Source organism: Mucilaginibacter sp. NFX135, from assembly GCF_048565145.1.
GTDB lineage: Bacteria > Bacteroidota > Bacteroidia > Sphingobacteriales > Sphingobacteriaceae > Mucilaginibacter.
This window is the reverse complement of record NZ_CP183412.1, coordinates 981,868-1,003,886: the sequence shown is the minus strand read 5'-3', so window position 1 is coordinate 1,003,886 and position 22,019 is coordinate 981,868. Positions and strand designations below refer to the sequence as shown.

Below are 22,019 nucleotides of genomic sequence, written 5' to 3'. Positions count from 1 at the left end.
AGCAAAAATTTTAATCGGTTCAAAAACCCGGTTTAAACAGTTTTAAAGCCTGTTTTTGAACCGAAAACCGCAGCTAAAATTTTTAGTATTTTGCTAAGTATTTGATTATGTGACCTGTATAAACTACCTTTGCTGCACATTTTAACCAAATGTATAGTTAATGATAAAGAAAGAAATGATCAAAAAACACTTAATTACGTGCTCCGTAATGCTGGTGCTGGTTCTCATTTCAAAGCTCAATATTTTCAGCACAACCATCAATGAAAAGGTTGTGAGCACTGGAGATATTAGCCATCGGAACTCGAAATTTATTTTTATAAAAAGCAATGCAAATGCATACAATTTTGCAAACGAAGCTTTACCTGTAAACGATGCGCGGGTGACACGGAAACTGAAAATATCGCTTAAACAGCATAATTTCAAAACCGTTCAGTCAACCATTCTGCATCGCAAAGCCGAAAAATGGTTCCCGGTTATTGAACCGCTTTTGAGGCTTTATGGTATCCCCGATGATTTTAAGTACATCCCACTGGTAGAGTCGGGCCTTTGCGAAGGCACTTCACCCAAGGGAGCACGCGGCCTGTGGCAGTTTATGCCGGGCACCGCGCGTACTTACGGGCTTAAAGTGGGCCATGGTGTCGACGAGCGCCTTAACCTGCGCAAATCAACCATTGCAGCCTGCAAGTATATCAAAGAACTATACGGTGAGTTTAATAACTGGACACTGGCCGCAGCCGCGTACAACAACGGCTCAATTAAGCTGGAAAGAGCTATTAACAAACAAAATGAAGATAATTACTTCCGCATGAGCCTGAACCGCGAAACCGGTTCATACGTTTACAAGCTTATTGCTATGAAAGCAATTATCCAGCAACCTAAAAAGTACGGGTACGACGATTATTTCGCCATGACCCCACCTACATCACAATTGCTGAATTTTAATTAATTGATTTTTAATTAATTAAAGAATACATTACGGAGCACCCCGAGTCCTGCTTTCCCAGATGGAAAGCAGGACTTTTTTGTTTTTAATTAGTGGGTTAGTGAATGACTGAATTAGTGATTCGTTAGCGCAAGCGTCCCACGTGTGGTTAACTACAAGCCTATGGTGCGGTGATAACACTACAAGTGTTCGGAAGAATAAATTGCGACATTACATTTTAAGGGAGGTAAAAATGATTAAAGCGAATAATATTGTTAGTTGTTTCATGGCTTTTACCTTAGTTACTTGCAATATGATTTGTTAAATATGACTCAGTCGGCTATTATCGCTCGATATTCAATTATGAAAATCATGAAAAACCCGGTCATGATAGGCCGGTATATCTTTTACAATCTCATCCCTTTGCTCCGTTATTTGATTAACAAAAGAATCCCAGGATCTTTTAGGGTTACTTTTGTTTATAGTCATAAATCCATATGATTTGCCTTTTTGGTCCAATACCAGAGGGGGGTATTTTGCTTTTTTATTAAAAGGCGAATAGTCACTTTTATTGCTCCCATATTTTCCTAGTTCATTCCATATGGAATTGGCTTTATGTACGGAACCATATTCACCAAATCCGCACCATATGGAATTCAAATCTTCCGTAGAACAATCAATACATCCGAGGAATTGGTCATGGTGTTTACCCCCATATAGCTTTAATTTAGTTTGTGCATTTGCGTTAACTGTACTTAATATTAATACTGCAAATAAAATGAGATATCTTTTCATGGTTTAAAATAAGCTTATGGATTGCATTTATGGCCAACGGAATTGCCTGTTGTTACATCCCGTTCCGCGTTATTTGTTGCGATGATACTTGTGTCATTAAATATCCCATACCTTGCCAATGCAGTCGCCCGGTCAACAGGGAAACTGGGATTGTAGGCTAATATAGCATCCCTGAGATTATCTGTGAAGTATTCTGCCATAGTTCTGTGCTGCGGGTCTTTGTCTACGATACTCACCGTAGCTCCTTCATCAAATGTATAATCAAAGATGTTTTTAATGTTGCCAGAAAGATTAGAATGTGATGTCACTTTAATCTCTGGATATTTGGCCGCAAAGCCTACATCTTTCAATCGTTCCATTTCTAAGTTTAAAAAGGCATGGAGGGCTTCATGATACAATGTAACCAGTCTATACTCGTTACTTGAATTTGAAAGGACAAATGGGTTTATATAGATCTTATATCCAATGGTATGCCCATCTTCTTTGGAATCAGTTCCGGTAAAATCAGCAGGGTCTCCAGCGAAAAAAGTAATGTCACTGCTGTTTTTTGAATCAAACGCCTGATAAATAAGCCTTGCAATATTGGTATTCAAATTTGGTAAAGCCGCTAATAGCACCTTAGTGCAAGGATATTTTGATCCCAAGCTGTCCAAGATGGTTGGTGCGGGTATTGTTACTGTACATGGGCTTGATGTAGATGGCGGTGGTGGCGGAGGAGGCGTTGTTGGTGGGGGAAATGTACCATCACCATCACCTGGTGGAGGTTGTACCACATTTTTGTAAACAACCAAATGCCCATCTGTTGATTGTACTTTTAATGTACTTGAATTGGTGCCGGTACATGGAGGAGGTGGTGGTGGCTTCGATGGAGTAGCACCCGCGCCGCCACCACCACCACTTCCGCTCGGCGCACCGCCATTGCCGCTATTATCGCCGCCATGTTGATTACAGGTGGTGCCTAAAAATTTCACATCTACTACGGTGCCATCAACCTCCGAATACTGATACCAGTCTGTGCAATCTACCTCCGTTAACTCAGGATGCAGGCTTTGCACTTTTTGACCACCACTATTTACAGTACTGCCATTTGGTTGTAGTGCTTGGGTAATCATTCCATTTTTATAAAACCAACCGCTGACAAAGACCCCCTTGGGTGTACTGTATAAAACTACGCCACTAAAATCGGTATCGCGTTTGTTGTATTTATTATGATCGAGCTTGGTTACGTCGTTTTTAAGATAAGCCGCATCAGCTATAATGGTCATGATATAAGCATTGTAGTGCTCGCCATCTTGTAGTAACAGGAATGAACTGCGGCTATAATCTTTACTATAAACAAAGCTACTGGTTGTCATGTTTTTCAGTGCTGAAACAAATTTAACCGATAGCTCAAGGGGAATTTCCAATACTGGCTGATCGCTCCGCTTATAATTGACTGTATGCTGCCAGTCGGGTTTAATCAATTGACTTAGGTCGGCATTAGTAGTGCTCTGGGTATTCACCTTGTTTTCACTCACAGGGTAAGTCCTTTCATACCAGTTTTTGGCCTGTGCAATAACCGGATCGGAAACGGCATTCTGCTGATCTGTGCGTGAATCTTTTTTACAGCTGTTAATGACAATGGCAACCAGACAGGCAGCGACAAACAAGAGGTATACTTTTCTGAACATGGGTTTAGGTATAGGAACAATAGTTTAACTTCATATTTAAATAATATACCCAATATGTAGTTAATATTTTAGCCAGGCAATAGGTGAAAACACCGATATGTGAAGCATGAAAACCTCTAAAGGGCGGACGCCCGGGCTTTAATGATTTCTGAGGGGGCTATATAACCCGAGGTGAAATGTTTATAGGTTAAATCCCAACAACAAAGCCCCCTCCCGCCCGCTATAAATGAGGCAACAAGTTAACACTTTGTCACAATATCAATATCTTGAGCCGGTGGGTAAATCAAATTTCGTAGTTTAGCGGCGCCCTTAATGTCACTCAAATGTTCTGGAAACACACCGCCTCTTTTATCCTTAAAAACAGACTCATCGTACTTATCTGCGTTTTGGCACTGAGTGCTTTTATGGGTTTTGAAGCGTCGAAAGTAAAAATAACCTTTAACGGAGGTAAAGTACTGCCCATTACCGATTCGGCCTATATCCGCTATAATCAGTTTAAACAAACCTTTGGCCAGGATGCCTCATCGATGGTTTTGGGGATCAAATCTGACAAGATATTTGATAAAGATGTATTTAACGACTGGTTCCTGATAGGCACCCAGCTTAAACAGATCAAAGGAGTTAAAGCCGTGGTTTCGGCAGCTAATGTGTACAATTTAGAAAAGGATACGCTGCAGCACCGTTTTGTAGTAAAACCGTTGGTTACCGGCGTACTGCCTTCTGCGCAGGCGGTTGATAGCGTAAAGCAGCAGCTTTTAAACCTGCCATTTTACAAGGGGGTGGTACTGAGCAACGATGGCAAATCAACCTTAATGGCTATCACTTTTGATGATAAGATCATCAATACGCCCAAACGTGTGCCTATCATCAACAAAATGCTTAAGCTGGGCCAAGCTTTTGAGCAGAAGCATGGCATCAAGGTACATTACTCTGGCCTGCCGCTCATCCGTACCGTTGTGGGCGACCTGGTGGCGCATGAGTTTTCCATGTTCCTGGGCTTGTCTATATTGATCACGGCCATCATTCTGCTTATCTTTTTCCGGTCGTTTTTCCCGGTGATATTCCCGGTGCTTATTGTGGTGCTGGGTGTACTCTGGAGCCTGGGCATTTTGTATATGATGCATTATGAAATGACCATTTTAACCGGCATCATTCCGCCGCTGGTGGTGGTTATCGGCATCCCGAACACTATTTTTATCCTTAATAAGTACTATCACGAGTTTGACATATCGGGCAATAAAATGGAGGCCCTGGCCATCGCGCTCGAAAAGGCTGGTATCACCACTTTTATAGCCAACATTACTACTGCTATTGGCTTTGGTGTATTGTGCTTTACCAACAGCGAACTGCTTACCCAGTTTGGTTTGGTAGCTTCGCTGGGCATCCTGTCTACCTTTGCTTTGAGTTTGATATTGGTACCTATTGTATTCAGCTACCTGCCCGCTCCTAAAGCAAAACAAACCGGTATTAAGGATAGTAAATGGATGAAAGCCTTATTGATTAAGCTGGATACCCTGGTTCATCAAAAAAGGAAAGCTATCTATATTACCACACTGGTGCTGGTGGCTATTTCGGCCGTGGGCATTTATCGCATCAATATTAATGGTTATGTGGTTGATGACTTGCCGCAGCATAACAATACGCTGGAGGATCTGAAGTTTTTTGAATCTAACTTTAACGGGGTACTGCCTTTGGAGGTAAGTATCGATACCAAACGAAAAAATGGTGTGGTGAACCAAACGGTGATCCGTAAGGTAGAAAAACTGGAAAAGCTGATCTCCTCGTATCCGCAATTCAGCCGTTCTATTTCTCTTATCCAGGTATTAAAATTCTCAACCCAGGCGTTTTATGGCGGCAGTCGGGAGTACTATCGTTTGCCCGACGGCCTGGAGCAGAATTTTATCCTAAACTATGCCGCCAATTCGGGCAAAAGCTCGTCGGGCGCCCTGAATACTTACCTGGATAAAGATCACCGCATAACCCGGGTAACCTTTGAAATGGTTGATGCCGGCTCCAAAAAAATGAACGTGGTACTGGCCGAACTACAGCCCCGTATCGACTCGATATTTAACCCTAAAAAGTTTCATGTGGAGCTTACCGGATCCAGCATCATTTTTATAAAGGGAACCAATTACCTGCTTACAAACTTGTACGAAAGCCTGGCCTGGGCTATTGTATTGATAGCCGGGGTGATGTGGATATTGTTCAGGGGGGTGAAAATGATAGCCATTTCGCTGGTGCCCAACCTGGTACCGCTTATTATAACAGCTGGTATCATGGGCTTTTTTGGTATCCCGCTTAAACCATCAACTATACTGATATTTAGTATAGCGATGGGGATCTCGTCCGATCAAACTATTTATTTTATCACCCGTTACCGTCATGAGCTGCGCTATACCCGTAAAGGGATATCGCGTATAGTATCGGATACTATCCGCGAAACGGGGGTGAGTATGATATTTATCGCGACGGTATTGTTTTTTGGTTTCGGCATATTCGCGGTATCCAAATTTGGCGGAACCGTAGCATTGGGGATTTTGTTATCCATAACATTGCTGGTGGCTATGATCAGCAATCTTACGCTGCTTCCTGCTTTTTTACTGAGCCTGGATGGCGGCGTTGACCGAAAGAAAATAAAAGGACCGGATATTGAGGAATAAGAGCCTCACCCCGGCCCTCTCCAAAGAATAATAGCCCGTGAAAAGGCGGAGTTTAAACTTACAAGGTTAAAAACAAATCGCATAACCACTCACCCGGTCTACGCTTCGCTGGACCACCCTCTCTACGGCTTTGCCGCAAAGAGGGTAAAGAAACCCCTCTCTACGCTGCGCGTAGAGAGGGGTGACGAGCGCAGCGATGTCGGGGTGAGTCGACATTGCGTTTGATTTTTATAAACATGCTAATTAACTAAAAGAACCTTCTCCTTCGGGGAGGGCATGGAGGGGTATTATGGATCTGAAACTCAACAACAAAGTAGCTGTAGTATTAGCAGCCAGCAAAGGATTAGGTAAAGCAGTAGCCACAGCTTTATCTGCCGAAGGAGCAAAAGTGATTATTGGCTCGCGCGATGAGGCGGAGCTGAATAAAACCGCTGCCGAAATAAAACATATCACCGGCAATGAGGTGATCGCTATACCTGTTGATGTGTCCAGGGCCGACGAGATAGAAGCGTTCGTTAGCAAAGCCGCAAGCGCTTTCGGGCGGATTGATATATTGCTGAACAATGCCGGTGGTCCTCCCTTTGATAAATTCGAGAATTTTGATGATGAGCAATGGCAAAAAGCTTTTGACCTTAATTTGCTGAGCGTTGCGCGCCTGAGCAGGCTGGTATTGCCGCATATGCAAAAAACAGGCAGCGGGCGCATCATCAATATTGTGAGTGTTTCAGTAAAAGCGGTGCTGGGCGGCTCGGTGCTGTCAACCACTATGCGGATGGGTGTGGTGGGGATGGCCAAATTGATGGCAGATGAATTTGGTCCGTACAATATCACCGTAAATAATGTAGCCCCGGGACTGATCCTGACCGACAGGATAAAACATACATTGCCAAAAGACGTAGACCCGGAACAGGCTATTAAAGACAGGGCCAAAAGCATCCCGCTTGGCCGCATAGGCAAACCCGAAGAACTGGCCGCGCTGGTTGCCTTCCTGGCATCGGAACAGGCTGCTTACATAAGCGGGACTACCATCCAGGTTGATGGTGGCGCGAGCAGGAGTATTTATTGATAGCTGTTTTGAACTGGTATTAGCTTACTCCGTAGGAGTAAAAGCTTTGTAGCAAGTAAACAATAAGAATTTAGCATGCCGTAGGTATGCTACCTGAGTGCAGTACCTACGGCACTGATCCTAATGATGTTTTTTCTACAAAGCTTTAGCCCCGATGGGGTTTATAAAACTTCATTGATATACTGATAATGGTTGTGCCAGGCGCATTAGCATTTTTTAATTCAGCGCTTGTTCGTTTTTGGCTGACTTGCCTTTTTTAAAAATCGATATCAGCCCTCCTATAAACGTAACAGATGTAAAGCCCATGACAACGCTGGCCCATTTGTCGGTGGTTGAGTGATCTGCGCTTTGCAGACTGATGATTAAAGCGGTGATAAATATAATCCCCGAAATAATGATATATATTTTAGATCTCATTTGGTGCTTTTTATAGTATGTATAAAGATATAATTTTATTGTCGCCTAAAAAATAGCAGGTCAGGCACCTTTTTTTGTTTCGCGTAAATAATCTATAACCAGGGTAATAATACTGATGATGCCGGCTATGGTTAAGCCCAGCGCGGCGCCCTGAACAAGGTCTTTCCACTTGGAATGGTATAAGGCAGGGATAGCCATTGATGCCGAAAACAGGATCACGGCAACCAACAACATCAATACCGTACGCCTTACTTTATTTTTCATTCGTCCAAATTAAAAAAATCATTTATAATTTCCGTATTTTTGCAACCTCTAAAAATTGAGGTGAACTATATACATGTATAAGGAATATAAGCAGTTAAACTTATCGCAAACAGGCAAAGAGATACTGGAGTTTTGGAAGCAGAACAACATATTTGGCAAAAGTATCAGCAGTCGCCCGGCAAGTAACCCCTACACGTTTTACGAAGGGCCGCCGAGCGCTAATGGTATGCCCGGTATTCACCATGTGATGGCGCGTTCTATAAAAGATATTTTTTGCCGTTACAAAACGCTAAAAGGTTTCCAGGTAAAGCGCAAAGGCGGCTGGGATACCCATGGCCTGCCCATTGAGCTTGCCGTTGAAAAAGCTTTAGGGATAACCAAGGATGATATCGGTAAAAAGATCAGCGTTAAGGATTATAACGATGCCTGCCGCAAGGAGGTAATGCGCTATACCGACGTTTGGAACGACCTGACCGAAAAAATGGGCTATTGGGTTGATCTTGACGATCCGTATGTTACCTATGAAAACGAATACATTGAAAGCCTTTGGTGGATCCTGAAGGAGTTTTATAAAAATGACCTTTTATACAAAGGTTATACGGTACAACCCTATTCGCCAAAATCGGGTACCGGCTTAAGCTCGCATGAGCTCAACCAGCCGGGTACTTATAAAATGGTAAAGGACACTTCGATTGTGGCCCAGTTCCATTTAAAGAACGACCAGCAGCATCCCCTGATCCCTGTTTTATTTGAGGATGTAAATGAGGATACCGCAATACTGGCATGGACAACCACTCCATGGACACTGCCATCAAACTGCGCACTGGCCATTGGCGAAAATATCGACTATGTAAAGATCCGCACTTTTAACCCTTATACTTATGAGCCGGTTAGTGTAGTACTGGCCAAAGCGCTGGTAAGTAAATACTTTAAAGCCGAAGGCGAAAACACATCATTCCAGGATTATAACGGTGGTGATAAGATTATCCCCTGGGAAGTAAGAGCTGAATTTAAAGGCGTTGAGCTGATCGGTTTGCGTTATCATCAGCTGATGCCTTATGTAAGCAATGAGAACCTGGAGAAAAACGCCTTCCGCGTGATCCCTGCCGACTTTGTGACTACCGAAGACGGTACAGGTATAGTACACACCGCTTCTGTTTTTGGCGCTGATGACTTCAGGGCCTGTAAAGAACAAGGTGTACCATCGGTAATGGTATTGGATGAAACAGGCAAAGAAGTTCCACTGGTTAACAAACAAGGCCGTTTTGTTGATGAAGTGACCGATTTTGCCGGTCGCTATGTAAAAGAAGAATACTATAGCGATGCAGAGCGTGCCGAGCCTGGTTTTAAGGCAACGGATGTACTGATCTCTATCAAACTGAAAGAAGACAATAAAGCGTTTGACGTAAAGAAATATGAGCACAGCTACCCGCACTCATGGCGCTCAGACGAACCCATATTATATTACCCGCTCGATAGCTGGTTTATCCGTACCACCGCGGTAAAGGATAAAATGGTGGAGCTGAACAAAACCATCAACTGGAAACCGGAATCAACCGGAACAGGCCGTTTTGGTAACTGGCTGGAAAATCTGGTGGACTGGAACCTTTCGCGTTCACGTTACTGGGGTACACCATTGCCTATCTGGCGCGAAGAAAATGGCTCAGAAGAAAAATGTATTGGTTCTATAGCAGAGCTGAACGCCGAGATCGAAAAGTCGATAGCCGCAGGTTTTATGCCCGCAGGCTTTAAGCTGGAAGATATGCACCGCCCCTATGTGGATGATGTGATCCTGACCTCGGCTGCCGGCAATAAAATGTTCCGCGAGCCCGATCTGATCGACGTTTGGTTTGACTCGGGCGCTATGCCTTATGCGCAATGGCACTTCCCTTTTGAAAATAAAGAAGAATTTGCTGCCGCCTACCCGGCCGATTTTATTGCCGAAGGAGTTGACCAGACTCGTGGCTGGTTCTTTACCCTGCACGCCATAGCCGTAATGCTAAGCGAATGCAGCGACGAGGTAAAGGCGGTAAATGCCAAAGTGGGTAACAAAGGTATCGCGTTCAAAAACGTGGTTTCAAACGGTTTGGTGCTGGATAAAAACGGCAACAAAATGTCAAAGCGTTTGGGCAATGCCGTTGATCCCTTCCTGACCATTGAACAATATGGCGCTGATGCGGCCCGCTGGTACATGATCAGCAATGCCGCGCCTTGGGATAACCTGAAATTTAACGAAGAAGGTATTGATGAGGTGCGCCGTAAGTTTTTTGGTACGCTGTATAACTCTTACTCGTTCTTTGTACTGTACGCCAATATCGATCAGTTTAAATACAGTGAGCCCGAGATAGCATTGGCGCAACGCCCGGAAATTGATCGTTGGGTGATATCCTTACTCAATACTCTGAGCCGCGAGGTTGATGGTTTTTATGCCGATTATGAGCCAACCAAAGCCGCCCGTGCTATACAGGAATTTGTCGATGCGCATTTCAGCAACTGGTATATCCGTTTAAGCCGCCGCCGTTTCTGGAAATCAGATAACTCCGACGATAAGTTGTCGGCTTACCAAACATTATATACCTGCTTAATTACCATCAGTAAATTAATGGCGCCGATAGCGCCGTTTTTTGCCGATAGTTTATATAAAGATCTGAACAAGGTTACCGGTAAAGAGGAATTTGAATCGGTACATCTGGCATATTTCCCAAGCTACCATGATGAATTGGTTGATGCCGACCTGGAAGAGCGTATGCAGCTGGCACAGGATGTATCGTCGTTGGTGTTATCATTACGTAAAAAGATCGAGATCCCTGTTCGCAGGCCCCTCAGCAAAATATTATTACCTATATTGGACAAGGGCTTTAAGCAGCATGTGGAGCAGGTAAAAGAATTGATATTGTCTGAAACAAACATCAAGGATATTGAGTACATTACCGACACTGCAGGCTTCATTAAAAAGAAAATAAAACCAAACTTTAAGGCGCTGGGCCAAAAAGTAGGGAAGGATATGAAGGCTGTGGCCGAGGCTATAAATAATTTTACACAGGATGACATAACCAGGCTGGAAAGCGATGGCGGTGTTAATGTACTTGAAAACAAGTACTTAATACAGGTTGCAGATGTAGAAATTATTGCAGAAGATGTTCCCGGATGGCAAGTTGCAAATTTAGGAAAACTAACTGTGGCTTTAGATGTTACCATAACCAATGAATTAAAAGAGGAGGGGATTGCGAGAGAGTTGATAAACCGTATCCAGAACCTGCGTAAAACGAAAGGTTTTGAGGTTACTGATAAAATTGACGTTCGCATTAGCGAACATCCTTATATCAGCGAAGCGGTAAAAAATAATTTATCCTATATTTGCGCCGAAATTTTAGCAGACAGCATAGTGCTTGACGCTCAACTACATGAAGGTGACAAAGTAGAGATTGATGGAAATGAAATTTTTATTGTTATTAGTAAAGTATAAATGAAAGTAGAAAACGAAAAAACCAGATATTCTGAATCAGACCTGCAAGAGTTTAAAACTCTTATTCTTGATAAACTGCGTATTGCCAAAGAAGAGTTAAACTCGCTGGCAACTTCGTTAAGCTCGCCAAACGCGAACGGAACTGATGATACTGCCGGTACTTATAAAACACTGGAAGATGGCTCGGCCACACTGGAAAAAGAACAGATTAACCAGTTAGCCGCCCGTCAGAAAAAATTTATTGACCAGTTAGAAGCTGCCCTGGTGCGTATTGAAAACAAAACTTATGGTATTTGCCGCGAAACCGGTAAACTGATACCAAAGGAGCGTTTGCGCGCCGTGCCGCACACTACCCTGACCATGGAAGCTAAATTAAAGCAATAAATGAAGGCTGCTTATACCAAACCTTTTCTAACGGCTATATTTATTGTTCTTTTTGATCAGATCATTAAAACCTGGGTAAGGTCACATATGATCATGGGTGAAGAGATCCATTTTTTTGGGAGCCATGGTATGCTGCGCTATACCGAAAACAACGGTATGGCATTTGGTATAGAATGGGGAGGAGATGCAGGTAAACTGGCACTTACGCTGTTTCGCATTTTTGCGGTATGCGGTATTGTTTATACACTTATATATTTAATAAAACATAAATATCATCGCGGCCTCATCATGAATGTGGCGCTTATTTTGGCCGGTGCCGTAGGAAATATCGTCGACTCGACCTTTTATGGTATCATGTACAATTATGCCCCCTTATTTCATGGGCGCGTGGTTGATATGTTTTACTTCCCATTGTTCCAGGGTACATTCCCGGCTTGGGTACCTGTTTGGGGTAATGAACCGTTTGAGTTTTTCAGACCAATATTTAACCTGGCCGATGCCTCTATTTGTGTAGGTGTTATTATGATCCTGATATTTCAGAAACACTATTTCAAACATGAAGTACCCGAAGTAAACAGCCCTAACAGTGAAATGGTAGAAGAATAGAGATTTAAATTTTACTAAACATAGGAAAAGCCGCTTAATGCGGCTTTTTTGTTATTTATATCTCCAATAATGTCATTTCGACCGGAGGGAGAAATCTTTTGCGCTCAATTACTTCGCGTAGAAGATCTCTCCTCGTACCTCGTTCGAGATGACAACAAGGAGGTGAAAAAAAGCGGAGCCGTGCGATTCTTTCGCTCCCGAGAGATTAGCGCAGCGTATCTCGTGGGAGCATGGTTAAAGCTTTCAGCTTAATTATATAAACTCTAAATGACAACAAGGGTCTCTATTACCTACACCAGCTTCATTCCAACCGGATCCCATTTGATCACCCGGTTCTCGAAATAACTATCATTACAGGCCAGGCAGGGGGCCGCTGCGCGGAAGCCAAAGGCAGCATCCTCCACTACGGGTTTACCGGTTCGCATGGAATCAAAAAAATTGGCGAAATGTTCGTTGGAGTCGTTATAGCCTTCGGGCTCATGGTAAATCACATCATCCATTTTGGACGCCTGCTGGTCGGCAGCAGAATATTTTTTATTGTATTCCTCTACAATGGCTTTTTGCATGGCTTCCGGATAAGTTCCGAAGGCATCCCAACCGCCGTAACCCGGCGCTACCGGCATTTTGCTTTTATGGATGGTAAAGCCGCCGCCATCGCTCATATCAATAACTCCTTCAGAGCCCACAATTTTGGTGGAGGCGCGATCACCTTCACCACTTACGAAATTTACCCGGAGGGTGACCTGGAAAGCCGGATGTTCCGGCGATTCGGGATAGGAGATCACTGCGCTCATCACATCAGGCACATTGCGGCCGTCTTTCCAATAGGTTAAACCGCCTATCGAAAATATTTTATCCGGTCCTTTGGAGCCGGTTATAAAATGAATGCCCGATAACAGGTGTACAAACAGGTCGCCGGCAACGCCGGTACCATATTCGCGGTAATTGCGCCATCTGAAGAAACGGTTACTGTCATAAGCATGTTTTACCTTGCTGTTGGCCTGAAACTGCGCCCAGTTAACGGTTTGGGGCGACGCATCCAGCGGAATGGTATACTGCCATGCCCCCAGCGCGCTTTGCCGGCTAAAAGAGGCCTCTACCGCGTTGATCTTACCTATGGCACCCGCCTGGTAAAGCTCTTTCGCTTTTTTAAACGCTATGCTGCTTACCCGCTGACTGCCTACCTGGAAAACCGCTTTGGTTTCCTGCTGCACTTTTATTTCATTCAGACCCTCACTAATGTGGTGTATCATGGGCTTTTCGCTGTAAACGGCTTTGCCCTTACGCATGGCTTCAATAGATATGGGGCTGTGCCAGTTGTCGCTGGTAGCCACAATAACAGCATCAATATCCTTGCGGTTTAAAATATCGTGGTAATTATCGGTAGTAAAAATATTGGGGCCATACACTTCCTTAGTACGCTGCAGCCGGCCTTTGTACAGGTCGCAGGCAGCTACCAGTTCCACACCTGGTACGGTAAGCGCCGCGTGGGTATCGTTAAAACCCATAATACCCATGCCTATAGTGGCTATCCTGATCTTGTCATTAGGGCTTACACGTTTTTCGGCCTGTAGTATTCTTTTTTCATGCTCCTCTTTGGCAGCCAGGCTGGTAAGCGATGCCGAAGTGAGGAGAACCGAGGTGCCAAATTGTTTTAAAAATTTTCTTCTATCAGTTGCCATAGGTATTAGTTCAGGTAAATGAATAATTGGTTTGTACAATCGGGTATATACTGCAGGCGCAGCTACGAGATGTATTTATATGCAATTTAAAACAACAAATTTTACTCTGCAACTTTTTAATTTTATTTAAAAAGTTTAATTTGCATACCGTTTCCCAATTAAAACATATCCTTTATATGAAAAAGTTATCCTTATTGCTCTGCTGCTGCTTTGCGCATGCGCTCTCGTTTGGTCAGGTTGCACAAAGCGGCTTATCCATTATTCCCGAACCGGTGAAAACCACCCGTTTAACGGGCCAGTTCCTGCTGCCTAAAAGTGTTATTGTAGAGGCCGGCAATCAGGCTGAACTGACTTCGGTAAAGGCTTATTTGAAAAAGAAACTGGCTACCGCGCCGGGTTCATCCGTGATCATCAAGAGCGTGGCGCCTACGGCTTCTATCAGGCTTATTCTGAATAAAACTGCCGATGCGGCTATTGGTACCGAAGGCTACACGCTGTCGGTAAAAACCAAAAAGATCGTGATCAGGGCAAATGAAGCCGCAGGTTTATTTTATGGTGTACAAACGCTGATGCAGCTGTTGCCTGCCGATATTGAAAGCGTGGAGCCGGTGAAAAATGTAAAATGGACGGTGCCTTGTGTAGAAATTACCGATTACCCGCGTTTTGCCTGGAGGGGATTAATGTTTGATGTGGCGCGTCACTTTTTTACCAAAGCAGAGGTAAAACAATATATAGATGCCATGGTGAAGTATAAACTGAACCTGCTGCACCTGCACTTAACCGATGATGAAGGCTGGCGCGTAGAGATCAAGAGTTTGCCAAAGCTAACTTCGGTTGGGGCTTATAACGTTAAAAAAGTGGGTCAGTTTGGTACATTTACTCCGCCGACACCGGATGAACCCCGCACTTACGGTGGATTTTATACCCAGGATGATATCCGCGAGCTGGTGCAATATGCCAAAGACCGCTTTGTAAATATATTACCCGAGATAGATGTACCGGGGCACAGTCTTGCCGCTGTTGTAGCTTATCCCGAACTATCATGTACGCCGGGGGCCGATAAATATGTAGTTAACTCCGGCGAGCCGTTTATGAACTGGAATGGTCCGCATAATACAGCCATTGTGGACAACACCCTTTGTCCGGCTAATGAAAATGTATACACTTTTCTGGATAAGGTGGTGACTGAAGTGGCGCAGCTGTTCCCGTTTGCTTATATACACATGGGCGGCGATGAGTGCGCTAAGAACTTCTGGGAGCAAAGCGACGCTATTAAAGCCCTGATGGCTAAAGAAGGACTGAAAACACAACAGGAAGTGCAAAGCTATTTTGAGAAACGCTTGGAAAAGATAGTTGAATCAAAAGGTAAAAAGTTCATGGGCTGGGACGAGATCATTGAAGGTGGACTTGGTCCGAATGCCGCGGTAATGAGCTGGAGAGGTATTAAAGGAGGCATCGAGGCCGCTAAACAGGGTCATGAAGTAGTGATGAGTCCTACTACTTTTGCTTACCTGGATTACATGCAAAGCGACCGTGTGAACGAAACAAAAATTTACGCTACGCTGCGCCTGAGCAAATCATACGAGTTTGAGCCGGTACCGGATAGTGTGGACGCCAGGTTGATCAAAGGCGGGCAGGCTAATTTATGGACCGAACAGGTGTACAACATCCGCCAGGCCGAATATATGACCTGGCCAAGAGGTATGGCTATTGCCGAGTCGGTATGGTCGCCAAAGGAAAAGAAAAGCTGGCCTTATTTCTTTGGAAAAGTAGAGAAACAGTTCGATCGTTTTAATGCCGCCGAAACAAAATATGCGCCAAGTGTTTATGATCCATCCTTTAGCGCTATACGCAATGCCGATGGTACGCTAAAGATCACCCTGACCAATGAGGTGGATGGGCTCGATATTTATTACAGTTTTGATAATTCATTCCCCGACAGGTTTTATCCAAAATATACGCAGCCTATTGATGCGCCTAAGGATGCAACAACGCTACGGGTAATCACCTACAGAGGTAAGAAACCGATTGGCAGGATGGTAACCATGCCGCTATCTGAACTGAGTAGCAGGATTAAGTAGTGTAACTTATTTTATCGAAGAGAAGCTTTCCTTGTCATCAGGAAAGCTTCTTTACTTTATAACTCTTGTCATCCTGAACGTTGTGAAGGATCTTCTTCATCATGTATGCCGACCGACTTGGCCCGCGAAGAAGATCCTTCGTTCCTCAGGATGACAAATTCGAGTTTAGTAATTCTTATGATTTACTAAATTTATAAATAAATATCATGACTATGTTGAATAGTACATTGGCCAATTTTTATGAGCGTGATATCCGCAGGTTGATTGAAGAGATCAACTTATTCCATGATGAAGAAAACCTCTGGAAGACAGCGGGAACGATCAAGAACTCAAGCGGTAACCTTGTGCTGCACATTGTTGGAGGCACCAATTACCTGATCGGTACCATGCTTGCAAAAACTGGATATGTTCGTAACCGCGACCAGGAGTTTATCATAAAAGGCGTACCACGAACTGAGCTTGTGGCGCAGTTGGAAGCGCTTATGCTGATGATCAGTAAAACGCTGAACACTTTTGACGATGAGCGCATGGAAGCTGAGTACCCGATCATGTTTGATGATATGAAAGTTCCAAACAGTTATATACTGATACGGTTGGCGATCCATTTGAATTATCATCTCGGCCAGGTAAATTACCTGCGACGAGTTTTAGAATAAAATAGGATGGTTTAAAATAAGAAAGCTTAGCAGTAACCTGCTAAGCTTTCTTATTTTAAACTGTTGCGTCATTGCGAGCGCAGCGTGGACAACCGACCGGAGGGAGCTCATTAATACCTTTAAAGATAATTAATAATATTAATAATCCCCGATAGGCAGAGCCGCTCTGTATAGTTTGGGATTGCTTCGTGCCTCGCAATGACGCGTTATATTTGATCGACTCGTTAATTAGCCCGTTCGCCTTTTGTTTTTGATGCTATCTGCAGGGCTTTGTAAGCATTTACAATACCTCCCGTTCTGCTTAGGGAGGCAAAATCAACCTTAATGGTTTTGCTGCCTGGCCTGAACACCATAGTGCCGGTTAAAGGCGTAGCCGATTGCAGGATGATCTGCTTCAGTTGTTTAGCGCTCAGGGTTGGATAATATTCCAGCAATAAAGCCGCTACACCTGCCGTGATGGGCGATGAAAAGCTGGTACCATCCTCGGTCATAAATTCGGCATCGGTATCAACAGTAGTTACTTTAACACCCGGAGCAAATACATCCACATTCTTTTTGCCGTAGTTAGAAAAATCACCGGCCAGGTGTTCGCCTAATCTGGGTCCCGATGCGCCAACGTTGATCACGTTATCAGCATCAGTTGCGCCATCCAAAAAGGTATCGTTCGGATAATCAGGAATAACGTCTACATCCTGATTATCATTACCTGCCGCCTGTACCAGCAGTACATCTTTTGATGCCGCGTATTTAAAAGCTTCATCAAGCCACTCTTTATGCGGCGATATTTTTTTACCAAAGCTCATGTTAACAATGCGGGCACCGTTATCAACCGCATAATGGATGGCGTTGGCAATATCTTTATCGTATTCATCACCATTGGGTACCGCCTTAATAGCCATGATCTGCACGTTATCAGCCACACCATTAATCCCATAACTATTGTTGCGGATGGCCCCGATTAAACCGGCTACGCCGGTACCGTGCGATGCATCTGTAAATTTAAGCAGGTTGTTGCCATAAGGTTTATGGTCCATGCTATCTACATTATCGCCAACTATGCGCTTACGGGCTTCCAGATCGGGCGACAGGTCATTGTTTAACTTGGCCAGGTACTCACTCAGATCTTTGATGATTGCGGCATTGGTTTTATTGGTACCCTCTTGCGAAAATATAGATTCCCAAACATATTTGCTTTGGGTAAGGGTGTCATTAGCCAGCTTCAATTTTACCAGGTCGGCTTGTTTAAAGGTGCCGTTGGCTGGCAGACTAAGCCCTCTTTTAATATAACCGCTGGTTACCATCAGCGCATTCATGATGGGTTGCAGCTGTTCAGTCTCGGTACGCGATTTATTAACGGTGCTATCGTAAATGGTTTTTACACGTTTCCAATAAGCGTATTGCTTTTTATCAACGGCATTAGTATCACTGATGTTTTCAAATTTACCTTTCAGCTTATTATATTCACGTACCTCCTCGGTGGTTTCATTAAAATCAGCTTTGCCATCCGGGCCACCTAAAAAATTCCAGCCGTGTATATCATCCACATAACCATTATGATCATCGTCGATACCGTTGCCAGGAATTTCTTTGGTATTTGTCCAAAGGATACTTTTCAGGTCTTTTTGCAAAGTATCAATACCGCTATCAATGGTGGCTATTACCACAGGCTTACTTTTTTTGCCCTGTAAAAAAAGATAAGCGGGTTTTAAGCTGATGCCATAAAAACCATTTTCTTTCAGGTCCATCAATTGCCAGCCTTTTGGAGGCTCAGGCTCTGCTTTGGGGAGTATTTGCGCAAAAGTTGTTTGACTAAATGTTAATGCAGTTAATAAGGTGGTGCCGGTGATTAATAATTTGCGGTAATTGAACATGTACAAAAATTAGAAAATGAAAAAATAATCATATGGGTTTCGTGGAGCGTGTTGCGAGGTTCGTGAACCTTTGTTATAAATTATATCCCGGTCCTCGCAACACGCCCCTCGAACCTAACTAAAGGTCGAATTTGATCCCTTGTGCTAAAGGCAACGTTTTTGAGTAATTAATAGTATTTGTTTGGCGCCTCATGTAAACTTTCCAGGCATCAGAACCAGATTCGCGACCGCCGCCGGTTTCTTTTTCACCGCCAAACGCGCCGCCTATTTCTGCACCCGATGTACCGATGTTTACATTGGCTATGCCACAATCAGAACCAGCATAGGATAAAAATTGTTCTGCCTCACGCAAATTATTAGTCATAATAGCCGATGATAAGCCCTGCGGAACACCGTTCTGCAAATCGATAGCTTCCTCAAGTGTGCTGTATTTGATCAAATAAAGTATCGGCGCAAAAGTTTCGTGCTGTACTATTTTAAAATGGTTCTCTACCTCGGCAATGCAGGGTTTTACGTAACAGCCCGATGAATAGTTTTCGCCCTCAAGCTTGCCGCCTTCAACCACAAATTTGCCGCCTTCGGCTTTACATTTTTCTATGGAGTCCAGGTACAGTTTCACCGCGTCATGATCAATCAGCGGGCCCATGTGGTTATGTTCATCCAATGGGTTGCCAATGCAGATCTGTTTGTAGGCATTCACCAGCTTTTGTTTAAAGGTTTCGTAAACACTTTCGTGAATAATGAGCCTGCGCGTGCTGGTACAACGCTGACCGGCAGTACCCACCGCGCCAAATACCGCGCCGATGAGCGACATGTCCAGATCGGCATTTTCGCTGATGATAATAGCGTTGTTACCACCCAGTTCCAGCAGACTTGTCCCTAAACGCGCGCCTACAGTCGCGCTAACCGCCTTACCCATGCGGGTTGATCCTGTAGCCGATATCAATGGTACCCGGGTATCGGCCGCCATCAGCTCACCAATGTTACGGTCGCCGATGATGAGGTTGGATACGCCCTCTTCAATATTATTCTTTTTGAATACCTCCTGCGCGATGTGCTGACAGGCAATAGCGGTTAAAGGTGTTTTTTCTGATGGTTTCCAGATACAAACGTCGCCGCAAACCCAGGCCAGCAGGGAGTTCCAGCTCCAAACGGCTACCGGAAAGTTAAATGCCGAAATAATACCCACAATGCCCAGCGGGTGGTATTGCTCATACATACGGTGGTTGGCCCTTTCAGAGTGCATGGTTAATCCATACAGCTGACGGCTTAGGCCAACGGCAAAGTCGGCAATATCAATCATCTCCTGAACCTCGCCCAGGCCTTCCTGCAGGCTTTTACCCATTTCGTACGATACCAGACTGCCCAGATCGTGTTTGTGGGTACGTAAAGCTTCGCCAATCTGGCGTACGATCTCTCCGCGTTTTGGTGCGGGGGTATTGCGCCATGTTTTAAAAGCTTTGGTGGCTTGTTCAACTACCTGGTTATAATCGTTTTCGGAAGCAAATTTTACGGATGCTATTTTTTTGCCGTCAACAGGCGATATAATATCTTTTACGGTAGCGCCGGCGCTGCTGCCCCAGTGGTTGCCCGTACTAAAAGCGTCATTAATATCGTTTATATGTAAACGTTTTAGAATGTCTGAAATATCGAGGTTCATAATTGTTACTTTTGTCAAAGGTAAAAATCTTAAGGCAATTTTTAGTTTGCCCACTTTTGGCTCGTGAATTGCTTGTCGTTAATTATCAATGCTTTGCATGTAAATCATGTTAAAAATGTGCGAATGTTGAAAACTAAATTGTTTATTGGAGGCTTACTTGTTGTATTTTGAACTCAATAAGTCTTTACAAGACAATAACAATTGTTAACCTAAAGCGGATGTTCTGCAAACAAAATTGAATGGAAGAAGAATTTGAATTTGGTTTTACCGAAGATCCAAAGTTTTCGGTAGAACGGTACGAGGAGATGATTCGTAATCACGACCAGTACTTTTTTGATGCCCAGGCGTTTGAGAACATTATCGACTATTACATAGAGAAAAATGATCCGGCCAAGGCACTGCAAGTAGCAGAATACGCGCGTAACCAGCACCCTTTTGCAGCGGTTTTTTTAATTAAACAGGCACAATTACTGGTTGTTACCAATAAAGTGACCGAGGCATTCGCGGCTTTGGAAAAAGCGGCTATGCTGGAAGCTTCCGATGCGGATATTTATATTATCCGCGGCAATCTGTACGAAAGTATGGAGCGCTATGGCGAAGCCCTGGAAAATTATGAAAAAGCATTAGGTCTGGCCGAAGAAACCGACGAGATCCTGCTGCATATTGCCTACGTGTACCAAAACATGGGCGACTATGACACGGCCATAACCTACCTTAAGCTTTGCCTTAAGCAGAATATGGAAAACCAGGATGCCCTTTATGAACTGGCTTTTTGCTATGACGTGATGGACAATCAGCAGGAGAGCGTGCAGTTTTATCAGCAGTATATTGATAACGAGCCTTACAGTTATGCCGCATGGTATAATTTGGGCAACGCCTACACCAAGCTGAGCTTGTTTGAAAAAGCTATCGACGCTTATGACTATGCCATCCTGATCAAGGACAGCTTTGCATCGGCCTACTTTAACAAGGGTAATGCCCTGGTTAACCTGGAAAAATACGCAGAAGCGATTGAAGTATACCGCCACACATTTGAGTACGAGCAGCCTAATGCCGATACTTATTGTGCTATTGGTGAGTGCTACGAAAAGCTGGAGCAAATGGACGATGCCCGCGCCTTTTATAAAAAATCGGTTAAGATGGACCCGAAACTGGCTGATGCCTGGTTTGGCATAGGTGTTACGCTTGATTTTGAAGAGCGCTATTTTGAGGCCCTGCATTTTTATAAAAAAGCGCTCGACCTGGACATAGCCAATGCCGATTATTGGTTTGCCATAGCTGATGCCGAGTATAAACTGGGCCATATGCCCGAAGCCGAACAGGCTTATGAAAAAGTAGTAGAGCTTAATCCACTGGATATTGATGCCTGGTTGGACTACTCATCTATATTGTATGAACAGGACAGGCTGCCCGGTGCTATCGAGATCATATCCGAGGCTATTAAAAATAACCCCGAAGCAGCCGAACTTTATTACCGTATGGTGGCCTATTTGTTTGCCAAAGGCGAATACAATGAGGCGCTAAACCACCTGGAAATGGCCCTCACCAGCGATCCGGATAAGCATTATATTCTTTTTGATTACCTGCCGCAATTGCAAAAGAATAAGGTGATTGTAGATATTATCAATAAATATACGAAATAGCAGATGTGCAGATAATGATTGATGTTTTGATCAATTGTTATCTGCATTTTTTATAGAATCCTTTTTTTCATCTGCACATCTGTTATTTGCACATCCGCACATCAATTACTCATCTGCACATTCGCACATCTGTGATATAAATTTTACAAAAACTTCATCATTTGCACATCTGCACA

The 22,019-nt window shown here is 43.9% G+C and carries 16 protein-coding genes; 9 read left to right on the top strand and 7 right to left on the bottom strand.

Going from position 1 to position 22,019, the window contains the following annotated elements; genetic code table 11:
• Positions 1-160 precede the first annotated feature (160 nt).
• Positions 161-946 carry a lytic transglycosylase domain-containing protein gene (locus tag ACNURT_RS04450; RefSeq protein WP_370998002.1) on the top strand — a complete coding sequence of 262 codons (786 nt, stop codon included), beginning with the start codon at positions 161-163 and terminating at the stop codon, positions 944-946.
• A 333-nt stretch (positions 947-1,279) separates the two neighbouring features.
• On the opposite strand, the gene ACNURT_RS04445 is transcribed toward ACNURT_RS04450, so the two are convergent.
• Both ACNURT_RS04445 and ACNURT_RS04440 read right to left on the bottom strand, forming a co-directional pair.
• Complete coding sequence (locus tag ACNURT_RS04445; RefSeq protein ID WP_419700713.1) at positions 1,280-1,717, bottom strand: hypothetical protein; 438 nt, start codon at positions 1,715-1,717, stop codon at positions 1,280-1,282.
• Positions 1,718-1,731: 14 nt separating this feature from the next.
• Positions 1,732-3,387, bottom strand: a complete 1,656-nt coding sequence (locus ACNURT_RS04440; protein ID WP_419700712.1) for a hypothetical protein — start codon at positions 3,385-3,387, stop codon at positions 1,732-1,734.
• Positions 3,388-3,710: 323 nt separating this feature from the next.
• Between ACNURT_RS04440 and ACNURT_RS04435 the strand changes: the two genes are divergently transcribed.
• A complete protein-coding gene (locus ACNURT_RS04435; protein WP_419700711.1) occupies positions 3,711-6,047 on the top strand; it encodes an efflux RND transporter permease subunit in 2,337 nt (778 codons plus the stop codon).
• A gap of 289 nt (positions 6,048-6,336) precedes the next feature.
• On the top strand, positions 6,337-7,113 hold the full coding sequence (locus tag ACNURT_RS04430; RefSeq protein WP_419700710.1) for an SDR family oxidoreductase: 777 nt from the start codon (positions 6,337-6,339) through the stop codon (positions 7,111-7,113).
• Positions 7,114-7,329: 216 nt separating this feature from the next.
• Here ACNURT_RS04430 and ACNURT_RS04425 read toward each other — a convergent pair whose 3' ends face one another.
• Both ACNURT_RS04425 and ACNURT_RS04420 read right to left on the bottom strand, forming a co-directional pair.
• Entirely contained in the window at positions 7,330-7,530 is a 201-nt protein-coding gene (locus tag ACNURT_RS04425) for a hypothetical protein (RefSeq protein WP_419700709.1), read from the bottom strand.
• A 60-nt stretch (positions 7,531-7,590) separates the two neighbouring features.
• Positions 7,591-7,794, bottom strand: a complete 204-nt coding sequence (locus ACNURT_RS04420; RefSeq protein WP_419700708.1) for a hypothetical protein — start codon at positions 7,792-7,794, stop codon at positions 7,591-7,593.
• A 73-nt stretch (positions 7,795-7,867) separates the two neighbouring features.
• On the opposite strand from ACNURT_RS04420, the gene ileS reads away from it, so the two are divergent.
• The 3 genes from ileS to ACNURT_RS04405 are packed head-to-tail and all read left to right on the top strand — an operon-like array spanning position 7,868 to position 12,250.
• Positions 7,868-11,260: an isoleucine--tRNA ligase gene (gene ileS, locus ACNURT_RS04415; protein WP_419700707.1), complete on the top strand. Its 3,393-nt coding sequence runs from the start codon at positions 7,868-7,870 to the stop codon at positions 11,258-11,260.
• Positions 11,261-11,644, top strand: coding sequence for a TraR/DksA family transcriptional regulator (locus ACNURT_RS04410; protein WP_166092596.1), 384 nt, complete (start codon positions 11,261-11,263; stop codon positions 11,642-11,644).
• Positions 11,645-12,250 carry a lipoprotein signal peptidase gene (locus ACNURT_RS04405; protein WP_370997992.1) on the top strand — a complete coding sequence of 202 codons (606 nt, stop codon included), beginning with the start codon at positions 11,645-11,647 and terminating at the stop codon, positions 12,248-12,250.
• Positions 12,251-12,540: 290 nt separating this feature from the next.
• Here the strand turns inward: ACNURT_RS04405 and ACNURT_RS04400 are convergent, their stop codons facing one another.
• Positions 12,541-13,932: a Gfo/Idh/MocA family protein gene (locus ACNURT_RS04400; protein ID WP_419700706.1), complete on the bottom strand. Its 1,392-nt coding sequence runs from the start codon at positions 13,930-13,932 to the stop codon at positions 12,541-12,543.
• A gap of 176 nt (positions 13,933-14,108) precedes the next feature.
• On the opposite strand from ACNURT_RS04400, the gene ACNURT_RS04395 reads away from it, so the two are divergent.
• A complete protein-coding gene (locus tag ACNURT_RS04395; protein ID WP_419700705.1) occupies positions 14,109-16,013 on the top strand; it encodes a beta-N-acetylhexosaminidase in 1,905 nt (634 codons plus the stop codon).
• Positions 16,014-16,219: 206 nt separating this feature from the next.
• Positions 16,220-16,669, top strand: a complete 450-nt coding sequence (locus ACNURT_RS04390) for a DinB family protein (RefSeq protein ID WP_419700704.1) — start codon at positions 16,220-16,222, stop codon at positions 16,667-16,669.
• 224 nt (positions 16,670-16,893) lie between these two features.
• Here the strand turns inward: ACNURT_RS04390 and ACNURT_RS04385 are convergent, their stop codons facing one another.
• Positions 16,894-18,540, bottom strand: a complete 1,647-nt coding sequence (locus tag ACNURT_RS04385) for a S8 family serine peptidase (protein ID WP_419700703.1) — start codon at positions 18,538-18,540, stop codon at positions 16,894-16,896.
• A gap of 118 nt (positions 18,541-18,658) precedes the next feature.
• The gene (locus tag ACNURT_RS04380) at positions 18,659-20,200 is read right to left on the bottom strand and encodes an aldehyde dehydrogenase family protein (RefSeq protein WP_419700702.1); all 1,542 of its coding nucleotides are present in this window, start codon (positions 20,198-20,200) and stop codon (positions 18,659-18,661) included.
• Positions 20,201-20,439: 239 nt separating this feature from the next.
• On the opposite strand from ACNURT_RS04380, the gene ACNURT_RS04375 reads away from it, so the two are divergent.
• Positions 20,440-21,843 (top strand): tetratricopeptide repeat protein, encoded by a 1,404-nt coding sequence (locus ACNURT_RS04375; RefSeq protein ID WP_172336049.1) that lies wholly within the window; start codon positions 20,440-20,442, stop codon positions 21,841-21,843.
• The last annotated feature ends 176 nt before the right edge of the window (positions 21,844-22,019 follow it).

Excerpts from the sequence above, each read along its gene's own strand:
- ACNURT_RS04405 (WP_370997992.1), top strand. The coding sequence starts at position 11,645 with ATGAAGGCTGCTTATACCAAACCTTTTCTAACGGCTATATTTATTGTT.
- ACNURT_RS04385 (WP_419700703.1), bottom strand. The coding sequence starts at position 18,540 with ATGTTCAATTACCGCAAATTATTAATCACCGGCACCACCTTATTAACT.
- ACNURT_RS04400 (WP_419700706.1), bottom strand. The coding sequence starts at position 13,932 with ATGGCAACTGATAGAAGAAAATTTTTAAAACAATTTGGCACCTCGGTT.
- ACNURT_RS04435 (WP_419700711.1), top strand. The coding sequence starts at position 3,711 with ATGTTCTGGAAACACACCGCCTCTTTTATCCTTAAAAACAGACTCATC.
- ACNURT_RS04410 (WP_166092596.1), top strand. The coding sequence starts at position 11,261 with ATGAAAGTAGAAAACGAAAAAACCAGATATTCTGAATCAGACCTGCAA.
- ileS (WP_419700707.1), top strand. The coding sequence starts at position 7,868 with ATGTATAAGGAATATAAGCAGTTAAACTTATCGCAAACAGGCAAAGAG.
- ACNURT_RS04390 (WP_419700704.1), top strand. The coding sequence starts at position 16,220 with ATGACTATGTTGAATAGTACATTGGCCAATTTTTATGAGCGTGATATC.
- ACNURT_RS04430 (WP_419700710.1), top strand. The coding sequence starts at position 6,337 with ATGGATCTGAAACTCAACAACAAAGTAGCTGTAGTATTAGCAGCCAGC.
- ACNURT_RS04420 (WP_419700708.1), bottom strand. The coding sequence starts at position 7,794 with ATGAAAAATAAAGTAAGGCGTACGGTATTGATGTTGTTGGTTGCCGTG.
- ACNURT_RS04440 (WP_419700712.1), bottom strand. The coding sequence starts at position 3,387 with ATGTTCAGAAAAGTATACCTCTTGTTTGTCGCTGCCTGTCTGGTTGCC.
- ACNURT_RS04445 (WP_419700713.1), bottom strand. The coding sequence starts at position 1,717 with ATGAAAAGATATCTCATTTTATTTGCAGTATTAATATTAAGTACAGTT.
- ACNURT_RS04375 (WP_172336049.1), top strand. The coding sequence starts at position 20,440 with ATGGAAGAAGAATTTGAATTTGGTTTTACCGAAGATCCAAAGTTTTCG.
- ACNURT_RS04450 (WP_370998002.1), top strand. The coding sequence starts at position 161 with ATGATAAAGAAAGAAATGATCAAAAAACACTTAATTACGTGCTCCGTA.
- ACNURT_RS04395 (WP_419700705.1), top strand. The coding sequence starts at position 14,109 with ATGAAAAAGTTATCCTTATTGCTCTGCTGCTGCTTTGCGCATGCGCTC.
- ACNURT_RS04425 (WP_419700709.1), bottom strand. The coding sequence starts at position 7,530 with ATGAGATCTAAAATATATATCATTATTTCGGGGATTATATTTATCACC.
- ACNURT_RS04380 (WP_419700702.1), bottom strand. The coding sequence starts at position 20,200 with ATGAACCTCGATATTTCAGACATTCTAAAACGTTTACATATAAACGAT.